The organism is Alteripontixanthobacter maritimus (assembly GCF_003340475.1).
Classification (GTDB): domain Bacteria; phylum Pseudomonadota; class Alphaproteobacteria; order Sphingomonadales; family Sphingomonadaceae; genus Alteripontixanthobacter; species Alteripontixanthobacter maritimus.
In genome coordinates this window covers 1,365,014-1,379,977 of sequence record NZ_QBKA01000002.1, presented here as the reverse complement: position 1 = coordinate 1,379,977, position 14,964 = coordinate 1,365,014, and the positions used below count along the sequence as shown (strand labels likewise).

Annotated in this window: 17 protein-coding genes and 1 tRNA gene; 13 read left to right on the top strand and 5 right to left on the bottom strand. The window is 61.1% G+C overall.

The window, feature by feature from the left end:
• Positions 1-33: 33 nt before the first annotated feature.
• The 5 genes from HME9302_RS06835 (at position 34) to HME9302_RS06815 (ending at position 2,652) form a co-directional block, all read left to right on the top strand.
• Positions 34-369 carry an AtpZ/AtpI family protein gene (locus tag HME9302_RS06835; protein WP_115366400.1) on the top strand — a complete coding sequence of 112 codons (336 nt, stop codon included), beginning with the start codon at positions 34-36 and terminating at the stop codon, positions 367-369.
• Positions 370-423: 54 nt separating this feature from the next.
• Positions 424-1,212 carry a F0F1 ATP synthase subunit A gene (locus tag HME9302_RS06830; RefSeq protein ID WP_230079905.1) on the top strand — a complete coding sequence of 263 codons (789 nt, stop codon included), beginning with the start codon at positions 424-426 and terminating at the stop codon, positions 1,210-1,212.
• 57 nt (positions 1,213-1,269) lie between these two features.
• The gene (locus HME9302_RS06825; protein ID WP_114520182.1) at positions 1,270-1,497 is read left to right on the top strand and encodes a F0F1 ATP synthase subunit C; all 228 of its coding nucleotides are present in this window, start codon (positions 1,270-1,272) and stop codon (positions 1,495-1,497) included.
• An 80-nt stretch (positions 1,498-1,577) separates the two neighbouring features.
• Positions 1,578-2,072: a F0F1 ATP synthase subunit B family protein gene (locus HME9302_RS06820; RefSeq protein WP_115366399.1), complete on the top strand. Its 495-nt coding sequence runs from the start codon at positions 1,578-1,580 to the stop codon at positions 2,070-2,072.
• A complete protein-coding gene (locus HME9302_RS06815; RefSeq protein WP_230079904.1) occupies positions 2,065-2,652 on the top strand; it encodes a F0F1 ATP synthase subunit B family protein in 588 nt (195 codons plus the stop codon). The genes HME9302_RS06820 and HME9302_RS06815 overlap by 8 nt, the downstream gene beginning before the upstream one ends.
• Before the next feature lie 116 nt (positions 2,653-2,768).
• Here the strand turns inward: HME9302_RS06815 and gloB are convergent, their stop codons facing one another.
• The 5 genes from gloB to aroA form a co-directional block, all read right to left on the bottom strand.
• Positions 2,769-3,527 (bottom strand): hydroxyacylglutathione hydrolase, encoded by a 759-nt coding sequence (gene gloB / locus HME9302_RS06810; protein WP_115366397.1) that lies wholly within the window; start codon positions 3,525-3,527, stop codon positions 2,769-2,771.
• A gap of 117 nt (positions 3,528-3,644) precedes the next feature.
• Positions 3,645-5,354 (bottom strand): 30S ribosomal protein S1, encoded by a 1,710-nt coding sequence (gene rpsA, locus HME9302_RS06805; protein ID WP_115366396.1) that lies wholly within the window; start codon positions 5,352-5,354, stop codon positions 3,645-3,647.
• 253 nt (positions 5,355-5,607) lie between these two features.
• The gene (locus HME9302_RS06800; RefSeq protein ID WP_115366395.1) at positions 5,608-6,228 is read right to left on the bottom strand and encodes a (d)CMP kinase; all 621 of its coding nucleotides are present in this window, start codon (positions 6,226-6,228) and stop codon (positions 5,608-5,610) included.
• Entirely contained in the window at positions 6,225-6,509 is a 285-nt protein-coding gene (locus tag HME9302_RS06795; RefSeq protein ID WP_115366394.1) for a CBU_0592 family membrane protein, read from the bottom strand. The genes HME9302_RS06800 and HME9302_RS06795 overlap by 4 nt, the downstream gene beginning before the upstream one ends.
• Entirely contained in the window at positions 6,506-7,819 is a 1,314-nt protein-coding gene (gene aroA / locus HME9302_RS06790) for a 3-phosphoshikimate 1-carboxyvinyltransferase (protein ID WP_115366393.1), read from the bottom strand. Before aroA ends, HME9302_RS06795 begins: the two co-directional genes overlap by 4 nt.
• Positions 7,820-8,027: 208 nt before the next feature.
• Between aroA and HME9302_RS06785 the strand changes: the two genes are divergently transcribed.
• The 8 genes from HME9302_RS06785 (at position 8,028) to HME9302_RS06750 (ending at position 14,913) form a co-directional block, all read left to right on the top strand.
• A complete protein-coding gene (locus tag HME9302_RS06785) occupies positions 8,028-8,345 on the top strand; it encodes a TIGR02300 family protein (RefSeq protein WP_115367546.1) in 318 nt (105 codons plus the stop codon).
• 89 nt (positions 8,346-8,434) lie between these two features.
• Positions 8,435-8,510 (top strand) — tRNA-Ala (locus tag HME9302_RS06780).
• Between the two features lie 249 nt (positions 8,511-8,759).
• Entirely contained in the window at positions 8,760-10,253 is a 1,494-nt protein-coding gene (gene ffh / locus HME9302_RS06775; protein ID WP_115367545.1) for a signal recognition particle protein, read from the top strand.
• Positions 10,254-10,315: 62 nt separating this feature from the next.
• A complete protein-coding gene (gene rpsP, locus HME9302_RS06770; RefSeq protein WP_115366392.1) occupies positions 10,316-10,864 on the top strand; it encodes a 30S ribosomal protein S16 in 549 nt (182 codons plus the stop codon).
• On the top strand, positions 10,864-11,385 hold the full coding sequence (gene rimM / locus HME9302_RS06765; protein WP_115366391.1) for a ribosome maturation factor RimM: 522 nt from the start codon (positions 10,864-10,866) through the stop codon (positions 11,383-11,385). The genes rpsP and rimM overlap by 1 nt, the downstream gene beginning before the upstream one ends.
• Positions 11,386-12,123 (top strand): tRNA (guanosine(37)-N1)-methyltransferase TrmD, encoded by a 738-nt coding sequence (gene trmD / locus HME9302_RS06760; RefSeq protein WP_115366390.1) that lies wholly within the window; start codon positions 11,386-11,388, stop codon positions 12,121-12,123. It begins immediately after the preceding gene.
• Positions 12,120-12,488 (top strand): 50S ribosomal protein L19, encoded by a 369-nt coding sequence (rplS, locus tag HME9302_RS06755; protein ID WP_115366389.1) that lies wholly within the window; start codon positions 12,120-12,122, stop codon positions 12,486-12,488. Before trmD ends, rplS begins: the two co-directional genes overlap by 4 nt.
• 148 nt (positions 12,489-12,636) lie before the next feature.
• A complete protein-coding gene (locus HME9302_RS06750) occupies positions 12,637-14,913 on the top strand; it encodes a S9 family peptidase (RefSeq protein ID WP_115366388.1) in 2,277 nt (758 codons plus the stop codon).
• Positions 14,914-14,964 lie beyond the last annotated feature (51 nt).

The window sequence follows — 14,964 nt, the reverse complement described above, 5'->3', positions numbered from 1 at the left end:
GTGCTGCGCAGACCTTTTTACGAGGAGCTTGGCATGAACGACGAGAAGCCTGCACGGGAACCCATTGCCGAGGATGCGCGGATCGATGCGCTCGAAGAACGGTTGAAGGCCGTCCACGAGCGTGAAGAGCAGCGCAACCGGCCGCGGGGCCACGGAACGGATGCGAATTATCGCGCCGCGAACCGTGTCCTTGCGGACTTGCTTGGCGGGATTCTCGGCGGTGCGGTGATTGGCTGGGTCATAGACTACTTTGCCGGGACATCGCCCTGGGGCCTGTTGGTGATGTTGTTCCTTGGAATCATCGTCGCTTTCAGAAACGTATTTCGGTCGGCCAGAACGACATCCGGTAATCCATCGGACCAGTCGTGAGAGGCCGGAGCAGGCGCCTTTCGGGCGCGCAACGGGTTTAGGGATTTCGCAGACGTGGCAGCTGAAGAAGCCAAGGTCGATCCGATGTACCAATTTACGATCAAGCCCCTGGGCGGATCGGAAAGCTGGGAACTTGCGGGTTTCAACATCGCCTTTACTAACAGTGCCTTGTGGATGTTGATCACCACGGTCGTGCTGGTGGCATTCGTGTGGGGCGGTATGCGACGCGAACTGGTGCCGGGCCGCTGGCAGATGGCGGTCGAAAGCTTCACCGGTTTCATCGACGATATGCTGGAAGCCAATATTGGCAAGGCGGGGCGCAAATATGTGCCCTACGTATTCAGCCTGTTCATGTTCATCCTGTTCGCCAACCTGCTTGGCCTGATGCCATTGGGCATTGTTGGCGTGCATCCTTTCACCTTTACCAGCCACTTTACCGTCACCGGCGTGCTGGCGATTATCAGCTTCGCCATCGTGTTGATCGTCGGTTTCTGGAAGCATGGGCTGAAATTCTTCAGCCTGTTCGTGCCGCACGGTACGCCGCTGGTGATGATCCCGATTATCTTCCCTATCGAACTGGTGTCCTTCCTCGTACGGCCCTTCAGTCTTGCACTGCGGCTGTTCGTTGCGATGATGGCCGGGCACGTCCTGCTGGAAGTGCTTTCCAGCTTCGTCATCGACGGAACCAATGCCGGGGCGTTGTGGGGCGGGGTGGTCGGCCTTCCCAGCTTCCTGTTGATGATCGGGATCTGCGCGCTGGAAATTCTCGTCGCCGGTATCCAGGCCTATGTTTTTGCGCTGTTGACCTCGCTTTACATCAACGACGCCGAAAACCTTCACTAAGACAGTTTCATTTTCACCAAACCAAGTTTTCCAAACTGATTTTCAAGGAGTACTACAATGGACGCAGAAGCAGCCAAGCTCATCGGCGCAGGCCTCGCAGCAATCGGTGCCGGCATGGCCGCCATCGGCGTGGGTAACGTGTTCGGTTCCTTCCTGGAAAGCGCGCTGCGCAATCCAGGTGCCGCAGACGGCCAGCAGGGACGTTTGTTCATCGGCTTTGCCGCTGCCGAGCTTCTTGGCCTGCTGGCATTCGTCGTCGCGATGATCCTGATCTTCGTGGCATAAGACCGCTTTTGGCGGCGGTGCGGGGACTATCCCTGCGCCGCCGCCCATGAATTTTTGCCCAGAGAACGGGACGCGCATCGATGCCACAGATTGCCCAGATCGCCGAAACCTACTCCAGCCAGATATTTTATCTGCTGGTCTTTTTCGGCATTGTCTTTTTTGTCGTCGGACGCGGGATGGTGCCCAAGGTGATGGACACGGTGGCGCAGCGCGACACCACGATCGAAGGCGACCTTGCCGCAGCGCGTGCCGCCCGCGATCAGGCCGATGCCGAGGAAGATGCCTGGCGGGTGCGGGAAAATGAAAACCGTGCTGGCGCCCAAGCGCTCGTTGCCGAGGCGAAAGCCGAAGCCGCGGCAAAAAACGAAAAGAAAATCGCTGCAGCGCAAAAGCGGCTCGATACGAAACTGGCCGATGCTGAACAGCGTATCGAGAAATCGCGCGCTGAAGCTCTGACTGAAGTGGAAAGCGTCGCCGCAGAAGCCGCGCAGGAAATCGTGGCGAAGCTGGCAGGTGCGAAAGTGACTGCGGCCAAGGCACAGGCCGCCGTGAAGGAGGCAATGGCTCATGCTTGATTTTCTCCTCATGACAGCAAGCAACGCGCCTGAGGTCCTCGCCACGACCGCTGCCGATATTCATGGCGAGATCGACATTGGCGCGGGCAAGCATATCGAACCCGAACTGTTCGGCCTGGCCCCGTACCAGGTGGTGTCGATCGCGATGCTGTTTCTCATTGCAATTATGATCTGGAAGAAGGTGCCCGGCATGATTGCCGGCGGGCTCGACAACCGGATTGCAGGTATCCGCCAGCAGCTCGACGAGGCAAAACAGCTTCGGGCCGAAGCGGAAACCTTGCGGGACGAATACTCCGCCAAGATCGCCGGTGCTGAGAAAGATGCCGAGGCGATGAAGGAAAACGCCCGTCACGAGGCGGACGCGATTCTTGCCAAGGCAGAAGCCGATGGCGCGGCCATGGTCGCTCGCCGCAAGCAGATGGCCGAAGACAAGATCGCCGCTGCCGAACGTGACGCCATCGACGACGTCCGCAACCGCGCTGCCTCCGCAGCCGCCATGGCCAGCCGTAAGTTGATCGCGGAGAAGCATGATGCAGAGGCGGACCGGAAGCTGGCTGACACGCTGATCGCCGGTATCTGAGACTGCGCAACTCCGGGCCAACACTTCGCCTGGAATTCGCCAGATACGTTTGGTCGGCGGAGGTCACGGCGTTTATCGGAGGCTACAGCCGACAGTCTCGCGCCGCCTTCACGGCACTAGAATCCGTCTTTACCGGCCCTTAGTGCAGCGAATGTCTCATGCGGAGTGTTGCCACCCCAGATTTCCATCAAAACCGGATCGTCGGCGCGTAAAAACGGGTTCGTCGCCAGTTCGCGTGATAAGACGGTCGGCACCGTCGGTTCATCCCGATCCCGCTTGGCGGTAATCTCGGCGGCATAGCGTTTCAGGGCGTCATTGGCCGGATCGGCATGCAGGGCGAACTTCGCATTCGCAGCAGTGTATTCGTGCGCGCAGTATAACCGCGTCTCTTCAGGTAGCGCCTTGATACGCTGCAGGCTGGTCCAGAACTGCTTCGGATCCCCCTCGAACATACGCCCGCAGCCGAGCGCGAAGACGCTGTCACCAACGAACGCCACACCTGCTCGCGGCATATGATAGGCGATGTGCCCCATCGTATGACCGCCCACATCGATGACCTCCGCTTCGTAGTTACCCAGAGTGACCGTGTCGCCCGCACCCACGCTACGGTCGATGGCAGGAATGCGAGACGCTTCGGCGGCCGGAGCGGTAACCCTACACCCTGTCGCTGCCTTGATCGCCTCGTTGCCGCCGGCATGATCGGGGTGCCAATGCGTGTTCCAGATCTGTGTAATGGTCCAACCCTTCGCCGCAGCCTCCCGCAGGATCACCAGCGCTTCGGGCGTATCGATGCACGCCGTCTCACCGCTCTCCGGGTCATGGACGAGAAAGCCGTAATTGTCGGACAGGCAGGGGAATTGGTGAATTTGTAGCATGGCCGGAATGTAGGGCCGGGGGCTACAATAAGAAAGGCCCGCCTTCCCGTAATGGGTAGGCGGGCCTTTGTGTGTCTTATCGGTGGAATTTCCGACCTGGCGGAAGTTCCGGTTCGATCAATCGTCGGACTTCTTGAGCGCAGCGCCCAGAATGTCGCCGAGCGATGCGCCCGAGTCGCTGGAGCCGTACTGCTGTACCGCTTCCTTCTCTTCGGAAATCTGACGCGCCTTAATCGAGAAGTTGGGCTTCTTCGAACGGTCGAAGCCGATGACCGAGGCATCGACCTTCTGGCCGGCCTGGAATCGATCGGGACGCTGTTCGTCGCGGTCGCGGCCGAGGTCCGAACGTTTGATGAAGCCAGTTGCGCCGTCGTCGCCGACCTGCACTTCCAGTCCGCCATCGCGCACTTCCAGCACCGTAACGGTGACTGTTTCGCCGCGACGCAGCGAGCCACCTTCTGCGGCACCTTCGGCTGTCGGCGCACCCTTTTCGAGCTGCTTCATGCCGAGGCTGATACGCTCCTTGTCGGTGTCGACGTCCAGCACGATGGCTTCGACTTCTTCGCCCTTGCGGTGCAGAGCCAGCGCGTCTTCACCCGAAATGCCCCATGCGATGTCTGACATGTGGACCATGCCGTCGACGTCGCCCGGCAGTCCGATGAACAGGCCGAACTCGGTGGCGTTCTTGACTTCGCCTGTGACCTTCGCGCCCACGGGATGCGCATCTGCGAACTCTTCCCAGGGGTTGCGCTGCGCCTGCTTGAGACCGAGCGAGATGCGTCGCTTCTCGCTGTCCACTTCCAGCACCATGACTTCGACTTCCTGGCTCGTCGAAACGATCTTGCCGGGATGTACGTTCTTCTTGGTCCAGCTCATTTCGGAAACATGGACCAGGCCTTCGATGCCGGCTTCCAGTTCCACGAACGCGCCGTATTCGGTAATGTTCGTAACAGTGCCCGAAAGCTTCGCGCCAACTGGATACTTCGCGCCAACGCCATCCCACGGATCGCTTTCCAGCTGCTTCATACCGAGCGAAATACGCTGTGTTTCAGCATTGATGCGAATAATCTGCACAGTGACGGTCTGGCCGATCTCGATCACTTCGCTGGGGTGGTTGACCCGCTTGTAGCTCATGTCGGTCACGTGCAGCAGGCCGTCGATCCCGCCCAGATCGACGAACGCACCGTAATCGGTGATGTTCTTGACCACGCCTTCGGTAACCTGACCTTCGGCCAGACCTTCGATCAGTTCGCTACGCTGTTCGGCGCGCGTTTCTTCCAGCACGGCACGGCGCGAGACCACGATATTTCCGCGCTTGCGATCCATTTTCAAAATCTGGAACGGCTGCGGCATGTCCATCAGCGGCGTGACGTCGCGCACGGGGCGGATATCGACCTGCGAGCCGGGCAGGAAGGCCACGGCACCGTCCAGATCGACCGTGAAGCCACCCTTGACGCGGCCGAAGATGCGGCCTTCGACGCGCTTTTCTTCGCCGAATTCGTTTTCCAGCTTGTCCCAAGCGGCTTCACGGCGGGCGCGGTCGCGGCTGAGCATTGCTTCGCCGTCAGCGTTCTCGACGCGGTCGACATAAACTTCGACTTCATCGCCAACCACGGGGGCGGTGTCGCCCTCGCCGCGGGTAAATTCATGAATGTCGACGCGGCCTTCGGATTTGAGGCCGACATCAATTACGGCCTTGCCGTTTTCGACAGCGGTGACAGTGCCCTTGACGACACGGCCTTCGAAGCCGCCATCGCCGGCGCCGCCGAGCTGTTCATTGAGAAGCGCTTCAAAGTCGTCGCGCGTCGGATTGGCTGAAGTTGCCATAAGTGGTTGGTATCCTAGGTCGATATTACCGGCCGCCGGTTATGCCCGGGGTCTTTTCTCCGACGACAGCGGAATTGCCATTGTCGGGCCAAGAGGCCGCGATCCGCAAGCGGGCCGAATGCCATGCTGCGGGTTCTTGCAAGTATTAAGCCTGTTCGAACGGCCGCGCGCTTATGCGATTGCGGCCGGTTTGGCAAGGATTATGGCGCGAAATTGGCAAATGTAAGGTGCCTGTGTCCCGATTTTCCGTGTGTCACTTGCAAGCCGCTTCAACGACTTCGATAGCCGCTGCAATGGCTGCATCACGGTCCAATCCACTGGTGTCGAGGACATAGGCGTCCGGCGCTACTGCCAATGGAGCGTCACCACGGCCCTTATCGCGTTCATCGCGGCGTTCGATCTGGGCGAGGATGTCGGCCAGGTCTACCTCGAGCCCGCGGCCACACATCTCGGCCCAGCGACGCTTTGCACGCACATTGCTCGTCGCGGTCACGAACAGTTTCACATTCGCGTCAGGCGCGATAATTGTGCCGATATCGCGCCCGTCCAGTACCGCGCCCCCAGCCTGCGTGGCGAAGGCGCGCTGCCGATCGAACAGCGCCTTGCGGACTGCCGGATGGACCGACACCCGGCTCGCAAGCCCGCCGGTTTCTTCGCTTCGCAAGGCGGGATCGCCCAGCAGACTGTCCGGGAAAGTCACCGCAGCCAGCGCATCGCCCGCATTCTCCGGATCGCCGCCATCGAGGAACACTTGGCGCCCGACAGCGCGGTAAAGCAAACCCGTATCGAGATGCGGCAGGCCGAAACGGTGCGCAAGTTCCTTGGAAATTGTCCCCTTGCCCGACGCCGTGGGGCCATCGACCGCAATAATCATGAGATGTCCTTTGCATCGGACCTGTCGTGTGCCGCGCGCCCGCGAAACGCCTTGGCCAGGCCGTAGATCGCGATGGCGGCCCAGAACCCCTCCAGCACCAACGAGGGCAGGTTGGTATGCACCACCAAAGATACGGTGAGGAGAACCGCTCCAGCCAGGTTGGTGCCGTGCAAGATGAAGGGATCGGGTTTGTTCTTCACCGTAACATACGCGTAGGCGGCGATGATGCACGCCATGCCGACGAACCCGACCAGCGTATAAATGTCGAGTGGAGGCATCATGCAGCCGCGCTGGCCATCAGAGTGGCGAAATTCGGAAAGCTGGTGGCGATAGGCCGGGCATCGTCCACTTCGACGCCGCGCTGGCTGACCAGACCGGCCACGGCCATGCTCATGGCAATACGGTGGTCGAGGTGCGTGGCGACAGGTCCCCCGCCGGTCAGCGGTTCGCCGCCGATGCCGTCGATAACCAAACCGTCTGGTGTTTCTTCGACCTGCGCGCCAATAGCGTTGAGCGCGGTGGCCATTGCGGCAAGGCGGTCGCTCTCCTTGACACGCAATTCCTCCAGGCCGGCAGTGATAGTACGCCCCGTCGCAAGCGCGGCTGCCACGAACAGCACGGGAAATTCGTCGATCATGGAAGCCGCGATGGCTGGATCGATTTCGATGCCGGTCAGGGCCGAATGGCGCACGCGCAGATCGGCTACCGGTTCGCCGCCAACCTCGCGCCGGTTCAGCTTCTCGATCGATCCGCCCATCTGCCGGAGCACTTCGAACAGACCCGCGCGGGTAGGGTTGAGCCCGACATTCTCGATTACGAGATCGCTGCCTTCCACCAGCAGTGCCGCGACAGCGAAGAATGCAGCGGAGGATGGATCACCCGGTACCGTGATGGTCTGGAGTTTTAATTCCGCCTCGCCTCGCACCGATATGATGCGTTCGCCGCCGGTTTCCTCGACCGACAGTTCCGCGCCAAAACCGCGTAGCATCCGCTCCGAGTGGTCACGGGTGGGAACCGGTTCGATCACGCGGGTGATGCCGGGCGTGTTCAGGCCCGCAAGCAGCACGGCGCTTTTCACTTGCGCGCTTGCCACCGGCAGACGGTATTCGATCGGCACGGCGGGCAGCGCGCCTTCCATCATCAGCGGCAGCGTACCCTTCGGGCTGGCGTGGAAGCATGCACCCATCAGCGACAATGGCTCGATCACGCGGCCCATTGGGCGGCCGGACAGGCTCGCATCGCCGGTGAACGTTGCGCTGATGCCATGGCTCGCGATCATGCCCATCAGCAGCCGCGTCGAGGTGCCGCTGTTGCCCATATCCAGCGCAGCGCTTGGTTGCAGCAATCCGCCAACGCCCATGCCATGGATCGACCACGTGCCATCATCTTCGCGCGTGATCCGGGAACCCATGGCCCGCATGGCGCCTGCGGTGGCGAGCACGTCCTCACCCTCCAGAAGGCCTGTCACCCGCGTTTCCCCGACAGCCAGCGCGCCCAGCATCAGCGATCGATGGCTGATGGATTTGTCGCCCGGCACGCGAATATGTCCGGTCAGCGGACCTTTGGCGGTGAACGTCCGGGGGGTAGGCAGGTCGGGCAGGGTGCGCTCTTTCGGGTAAAGGGCAGGGTGTAATCGTGCGCCCGCGCTTTGACAGCGGCGGGGGGTTCTGGCAAGGCGCGCCCCGCTCTTGATTCAGGCGCCCGCGAGTAACATTTCGGGTGTGATCAAGCCTCCGGCAATCTATTCAACCGCGCGTGCGCCTGTCGGCCGCGCCGCGAACACCCAGGGATTATACAACATGGTCAAGGCAGAATGGGGCACCAAGCGCAGCTGCCCGAAATGCGGCACTCGTTTCTACGATCTGGGCAAGGAAGATCCCGTCTCCTGCATCGAATGCGGTGAAGAGTGGACACCGGAACCCGTGCTGAAATCGAAACAGCCGATTCCCTTCGAGGAAACCAAGAAGAAGGAAAAGGAAAGCGATAGCGATCTGGCCGATGACGAGTTGGACGATATCGAGGAAGAGGAACCTTCCGCCGACCAGGATGTGGATCTTGGCGGAGACGACGACCTCGGCGTGGACACGGCGGATGACAAGGAAGCCGACGAAACGTGAGTTTTTGCCTTGCCAAGCGCGGGGTGCACCCATAAAGGGCTGCACTTCCGCGCTACGGCGTGGTAAAAGATGTTTACGGTTTAAAGTTTGGGGCCTTAGCTCAGCTGGGAGAGCGCAACACTGGCAGTGTTGAGGTCAGCGGTTCGATCCCGCTAGGCTCCACCATTTACCTGTCTTTCGGCCCTGACCGGGCTGCAAATGGCGGGGTCCTGCGCTTCCGGTGCTCACGGGCTTGATGCCCGCCGCACGCCGGTTCTCGGTCCCCACCATTTTCGCATCCGGTCAGAACCGAAATCCAGGCAAATGGATACGAATTAAAACGGCGGTTCGTTCTTGAACTGCGCGCTGGCTGACGAGGTTTCGTCCGCCGGCGTTTTTCGCGTTCAGGCCCCTACACGGGCGAAAGGAGTGCAGATGTTCGATTCTCTGTCCGATCGCCTTGGCGGGGTGTTCGATAGGCTAAAGGGTCGCGGCGCGCTGTCCGAAAGCGATGTGCGCGAGGCCATGCGCGAAGTGCGTATTGCCCTGCTGGAGGCCGATGTCGCGCTGCCGGTGGTGCGCCGGTTCATAGACTCTGTTACCGAGAAGGCGATCGGCGCGGACGTCCTGCGGTCGGTCACGCCGGGGCAGCAGGTCGTCAAGATCGTCAATGACGAACTAGTTGCCATGCTGGGCGGGGCGCTGGCTGAAGATGGCGGCGACGACCACGGGAAGGGCGTCGAGGGCCTGAACCTCGATGCGAAACCGCCGGTTGTCATCATGATGGTCGGCCTGCAAGGGTCCGGTAAGACGACGACCACTGCCAAGTTGGCGAAGTTTATCCGCGAGAAGCACGGCAAGAAGGCCATGATGGCTTCGCTCGATGTCAATCGTCCCGCGGCGCAGGAACAGCTTGCCGTGTTGGGCGAGCAGGTGGATACCGCGACCCTGCCAATCGTTGCGGGCCAGCAGCCGGTGGACATCGCGCGCCGCGCCATGGAATCGGCGCGGTTGCAGAACCACGACGTGTTGCTGCTCGATACGGCTGGCCGCCTGCATGTCGACGAAGCGTTGATGGCCGAAATGAAGGCCGTCGCCGGCGTTTCCGCACCGACCGAGGTGTTGCTCGTCGTCGACAGCCTGACCGGTCAGGACGCGGTCAACGTCGCCAAGAACTTTACCGAAGAAGTGCCGCTCACGGGCGTCATTCTCACCCGGATGGACGGGGACGCGCGCGGCGGTGCCGCGCTGTCCATGCGCCATGTTACCGGCAAGCCGATCAAGTTTGCCGGCACTGGCGAGAAACTGGACGCGCTCGAAGCCTTCGATCCGGTGCGCGTCGCAGGCCGTATTCTGGGCATGGGCGATGTTGTCAGCCTGGTGGAAAAGGCCGCGGCGACGATCAAGGAAGAAGACGCCGAGGCCATGGCGAAGCGCATGGCCAAGGGTCAGTTCGACCTCAACGACCTGCGCACGCAATTGCAGCAAATGCAAAACATGGGCGGGCTGGGGATGCTGGCAGGCATGATGCCCGGCATGAAGAAGGCCAAGGCCGCGCTCGCCGCCAGCGACACGGATGACAAGATGCTGGTGCATATGGACGCAATCATCGGTTCGATGACGCCGAAGGAGCGCGCCAACCCCGCGCTGCTGAATGCAAAACGCAAGCGGCGGGTCGCGGCAGGGTCCGGCACCCATGTCAGCCAGATCAACAAGGTGCTGAAAATGCATCAGGAGATGGGCCGTGCCATGAAGCAGATCAAGAAAATGGGCGGGCTGAAGGGCCTCGGCGCGTTATTCGGCGGCGGGAAAGGCATGGGCGGAATGCCCGGAATGGGCGGACCCGGCGCTGGCTTGGGCGGAATGGGCCCGGGGCCGAGCGGCGACTTGCCGCCGGAACTGGCCGGGCTGCTCGGCAAAAAGAAATAACAAGCTTTACGTTTTTCTAAATTCAACGAATTCAATAGATTACATCAGGAAGGTATTACTCAATGGCAATTGCACTTCGTCTCTCCCGCGGCGGCGCGAAAAAGCGCCCCTATTATCGTATCGTGGCTGCCGACAGCCGCCGTGCTCGTGACGGCAAATATCTGGAGCAGATCGGCACCTACAACCCGCTGCTGGCCAAGGACGATGAGAAGCGCGTCCAGCTGAACGAAGACCGCGCGAAGTACTGGCTGGGCGTGGGCGCACAGCCGTCCGACCGCGTAGCCCGCTTCCTCGACGCTGCTGGCATCCGTGAACGTGAAGCTCGTAACAACCCGAACAAAGCGAAGCCGGGCGAAAAGGCCAATGAACGCGCCGAAGAAAAGGCCGAGAAGGCAACGGCTGCTGAAGAAGCCAAGAAGGCCGCGGAGGAAGAAGCCAAGGCCAAACCTGCCGAGGAAGAAGCCAAGGCAGAAGAGCCCGCTACCGACGAAGCCAAGACCGACGACGCTCCTGCGGAAGACGCGAAGGCAGAAGACGCCAAGGCAGAAGACGCCAAGGCAGAAGATAGTGCAGCTGAGGAAACCAAGGCTGACGAAAAGGCTGAAGGCTGATGACGTCGCCCCCCTCTTCTGGCGAGGAGGGGGGCATCACCCTGGCCGCTGTAAAAGGTGCGCACGGAATTACGGGTGAAGTACGCCTTAAGTTGTTTGGCGAAGGGCTGGACGAGCTTCGTTCGCACAAGGTCCTTACCGCCCACACCGATGGCAGCACCTTGACAGTCAAGAAGCTGCGCGATGACGGGAAGGGCGGGGCGATTGCCCGGTTCGATGAGATTGGCGACCGCACGGCAGCTGAAAGGCTTCGCGGAAACCGTCTGTCCGTTCCCCGCGAAACCCTGCCACCACTTGCCGAGGGCGAATTCTACCACCGCGATCTGATCGGTCTTGCCGTGGTAAGCGATGCTGGCGATCCGGTCGGCACGGTATGCGCGCTCGACAATTTCGGCGCGACCGATATTGTCGAGATCGAGAAACCCGACGGTAAGAAATTCATGGTCCCACTGACCAATACAGCCGTTCCCGAATGGAATGATAAGCGACTGATAGTCAGCGCGGACTTTATCGAGGGCTGAATGACCTTCGCCGCCACCATTCTCACCCTCTATCCCGAGATGTTTCCCGGACCGCTTGGCGTTTCGCTGGCGGGGCGTGCGTTGGGGGAGGGTACCTGGTCGCTCGACACGGTGCAGCTGCGCGATTTCGGTATCGGCAAACACGCCAATGTCGATGATACGCCGGCTGGCGGCGGCGCGGGGATGGTGCTGCGCGCGGACGTGCTTGGCGCGGCGGTGGACAGCGTTGCGGACGAGCGCCCTATCTTGGCCATGACGCCGCGCGGTACGCCGATAACGCAGGCCCGTATTCGCGAGCTTGCAATGGGGCCGGGCGTATCGCTTATCTGCGGCCGGTTCGAAGGGTTCGACGAACGTATCTTCGAAGCGCGCCAGATCGAAGAAGTCTCCCTGGGCGATATTGTTTTGTCGGGCGGCGAAACGGCGGCGTTGGCCATACTCGACGCTTGCATTCGGCTGCTTCCCGGCGTAATGGGCGCGGCCAATAGCGGTGTTGAGGAATCCTTCGAAGACGGGCTTCTCGAACATCCGCAATTCACCCGACCTCAGGAATGGGAAGGGCGCACGATCCCGCAAGTGTTGCGATCGGGGGATCATGCGAAGATAGCCGCGTGGCGGAAACACCGCGCGGAGGAAGATACACGGTTACGCAGGCCGGACCTTTGGGAACGTCACAAGGGCGTTCGGGACCAGTCTGCCTCTGGCGCGCGACACGAAAACAAGGACGACAGGCAATGAACCTGATCCAGCAGCTCGAAGCCGAAGCGATTGAAAATCTCGGCAAGGATATTCCGGAATTCCAGGCCGGCGACACGCTGCGCGTAGGTGTGCGCGTTGTCGAAGGTGCGCGCGAGCGTGTCCAGAACTTCGAAGGCGTATGCATCGCACGTTCGAACCGCGCCATGGGTTCCAACTTCACCGTACGCAAGATGAGCTTCGGCGAAGGCGTGGAGCGTGTTTTCCCGCTCTATTCGCCAGTGGTTGACAGCATCACCGTGGTCCGCCGCGGGATCGTTCGCCGTGCGAAGCTGTATTACCTGCGCGGCCGCACCGGCAAGCGCGCGCGCATCGCGGAACGCCGCGAAAACGCGCCGAAGAAGTAAACGGCAGAAACTATACGCAAAGGGGCGTCGCAGCGAAAGTTGCGGCGCCCTTTTTGCATTTTCGGCCGCACTTTACGCACCACCTTTTGCATTCGGCCGGAAGTTTCGTCATGACTTCGGGCAACCAATCCGAGGGGTCCGATTTGACATGCGTTTGTTTGCTGTTGCCGCCGCCACCACCGCCGCCATTGCTATCCTGTCCACGCCTGCCACGGCGCAGGACACAGCCATGACGGGCGCGCCCGACCTGACCTTCGAGAGGGTCTTCGCCAGTCCCGGCCTCGACGGCGCCAGTCCGCGCCAGGCGAAGCTTTCGCCAGATGGGCGATACCTGACGCTGCTGCGCAACCGCGAGGACGACAAGGAGCGTTACGACCTGTGGGCGTATGATCGGGAAAGCGGTGACTGGTCCATGCTTATCGACAGCGAGGCACTGGGAACGGGACGCGAATTGTCTGAAGACGAAAAGATGCAGCGCGAGCGGGCGCGGGTCGGCAACCTCAAGGGCATCATTTCCTATCAGTGGGCAAGCGATGGCAAGGGTGTGCTGGTGCCGCTCGATGGCGATCTTTATCTGGCGCGGCTCGACGGGTCGGTCACCCGGCTGACCGATACCGAAGAAAGCGAGCTGAACCCGAAACTGTCGCAGACCGGCAAGTTTGTTTCCTTCGTCCGCGACCGGCAGTTGTGGGTCGGGCCGGTTGGCGGCGACGCGGGGCCGGTTACACCGAAGGAAGCAGACACCATTCGCTGGGGCGAGGCGGAATTCGTTGCGCAGGAAGAAATGGCACGGACCGACGGCTATTGGTGGAGCCAGGACGACAGCCGCATCGCCGTTCAGCGGACGGATGAGGCGCGCGTCGGTATCGTCACCCGCGCCGCCATCGGCGCGACCGGCACCAAGGTATTCGATCAGCGCTATCCGGTGGCCGGCAGCGACAATGCGGTGGTGCAGCTGTTCGTGATGGACCCGGAAGGCCAGAACCGCGTGGAAGTGGATTTGACCAGCAATCAGGACCCGGCCAGTTACGACGCCGAGGACCCAACCGACATCTACCTCGCCCGCGTCGATTGGGCACCCGATAACAGCGCGCTTTATATTCAGCGACAGAACCGCGCGCAATCCGTGCTCGATATGCTGAAGGTCGATCCCGCTACGGGTGCGAGCGAGGTGCTGTTTACCGAACGTGCTGCGGCCGATGATTACTGGATTAACCTCAGCGACGATTACAAATGGCTCGACGATGGTTCGCTGATCTGGTGGTCCGAACGCAGCGGTTTCGGACATTTGTACCACTACAAGAATGGCGATTTCCGACAGCTGACCAGCGGTGACTGGGCCGTGACACGACTGAACGGCGTGGATCAGGATACCGGGCGAGTGACGTTTACCGCTACCAGGGACGATGTTCTGGCGCAGCAGGTTTACGCGCTCGATCTGGCGCAGCCGGAGAACGTCGAACGGTTGACCGACCCGGCCTTTGCGAACGGGGCCACGATGGACGGGAAGGGCAAGACGTTGCTCGTGAGCCGCTCCAGCCACAATCAGCCGCCGCAGACCTATCTTGCCAGCCAACAGGGCGATCGCCTCGCTTGGGTGGAGGAAAATGCGCTCGATGCCGGGCATCCTTACGCTCCTCATCTTGCCAGTCACCGGCCCGCGCGCTTCGGCACGATCAAGGCGGCCGATGGCGAAACCGACTTGTATTGGAAGATGGTCACGCCCGAGATGGACCCGGGCAAGCGCTACCCCGTATTCTATTACCACTATGCCGGTCCCGGCCCCCAAATCGTCACGCGCGGATGGGATGGGGCCTTGCAACAGGCAGTAGTCGATGCCGGGTATATCTGGTTCGAACTGGACAACCGCGGAAGCGCCAATCGCGGCGTGGCTTTCGAACAGCCGCTCTATCGCGCGATGGGCGGTGTTGAAGTGGACGACCAGCGTGAGGGCGCCAAGTATCTCAAAACGCTGGACTTCGTCGATTCGTCCAAGATCGCGCTCTATGGCTGGTCCTATGGCGGCTATATGACGCTCAAGCGGATGCAGGCCGATCCCGGTTTGTACGCGGCTGGTATTTCGGGGGCGCCGGTAACGCGGTGGGAATTGTACGACACCCACTATACGGAACGGTTCATGGGCGACCCGCGCGAAGTGCCGCAGGCCTACGAAGCTGCCAGCGCCATTCCCGACGCCACAAAAATCGCCGATCCTTTGTTGCTGATTCACGGTATGGCGGACGACAATGTGGTGTTCGAAAACTCCAGCGAGCTGATTTCAGTGCTGCAGGAGGCTAATGTACCTTTCGAAATGATGCTCTACCCTGGTTACACTCACCGGGTATCGGGCGAAAAGATCAGCCCGCATTTATGGAACACGGTCTTCCATTTCCTCGAAAAGCATGGCGTGATCCCGCCCGAGTAACGACCGGGCAGGCCGCGCCCCACCCTGCCGGACTGCTTCCGGACTGCTTCG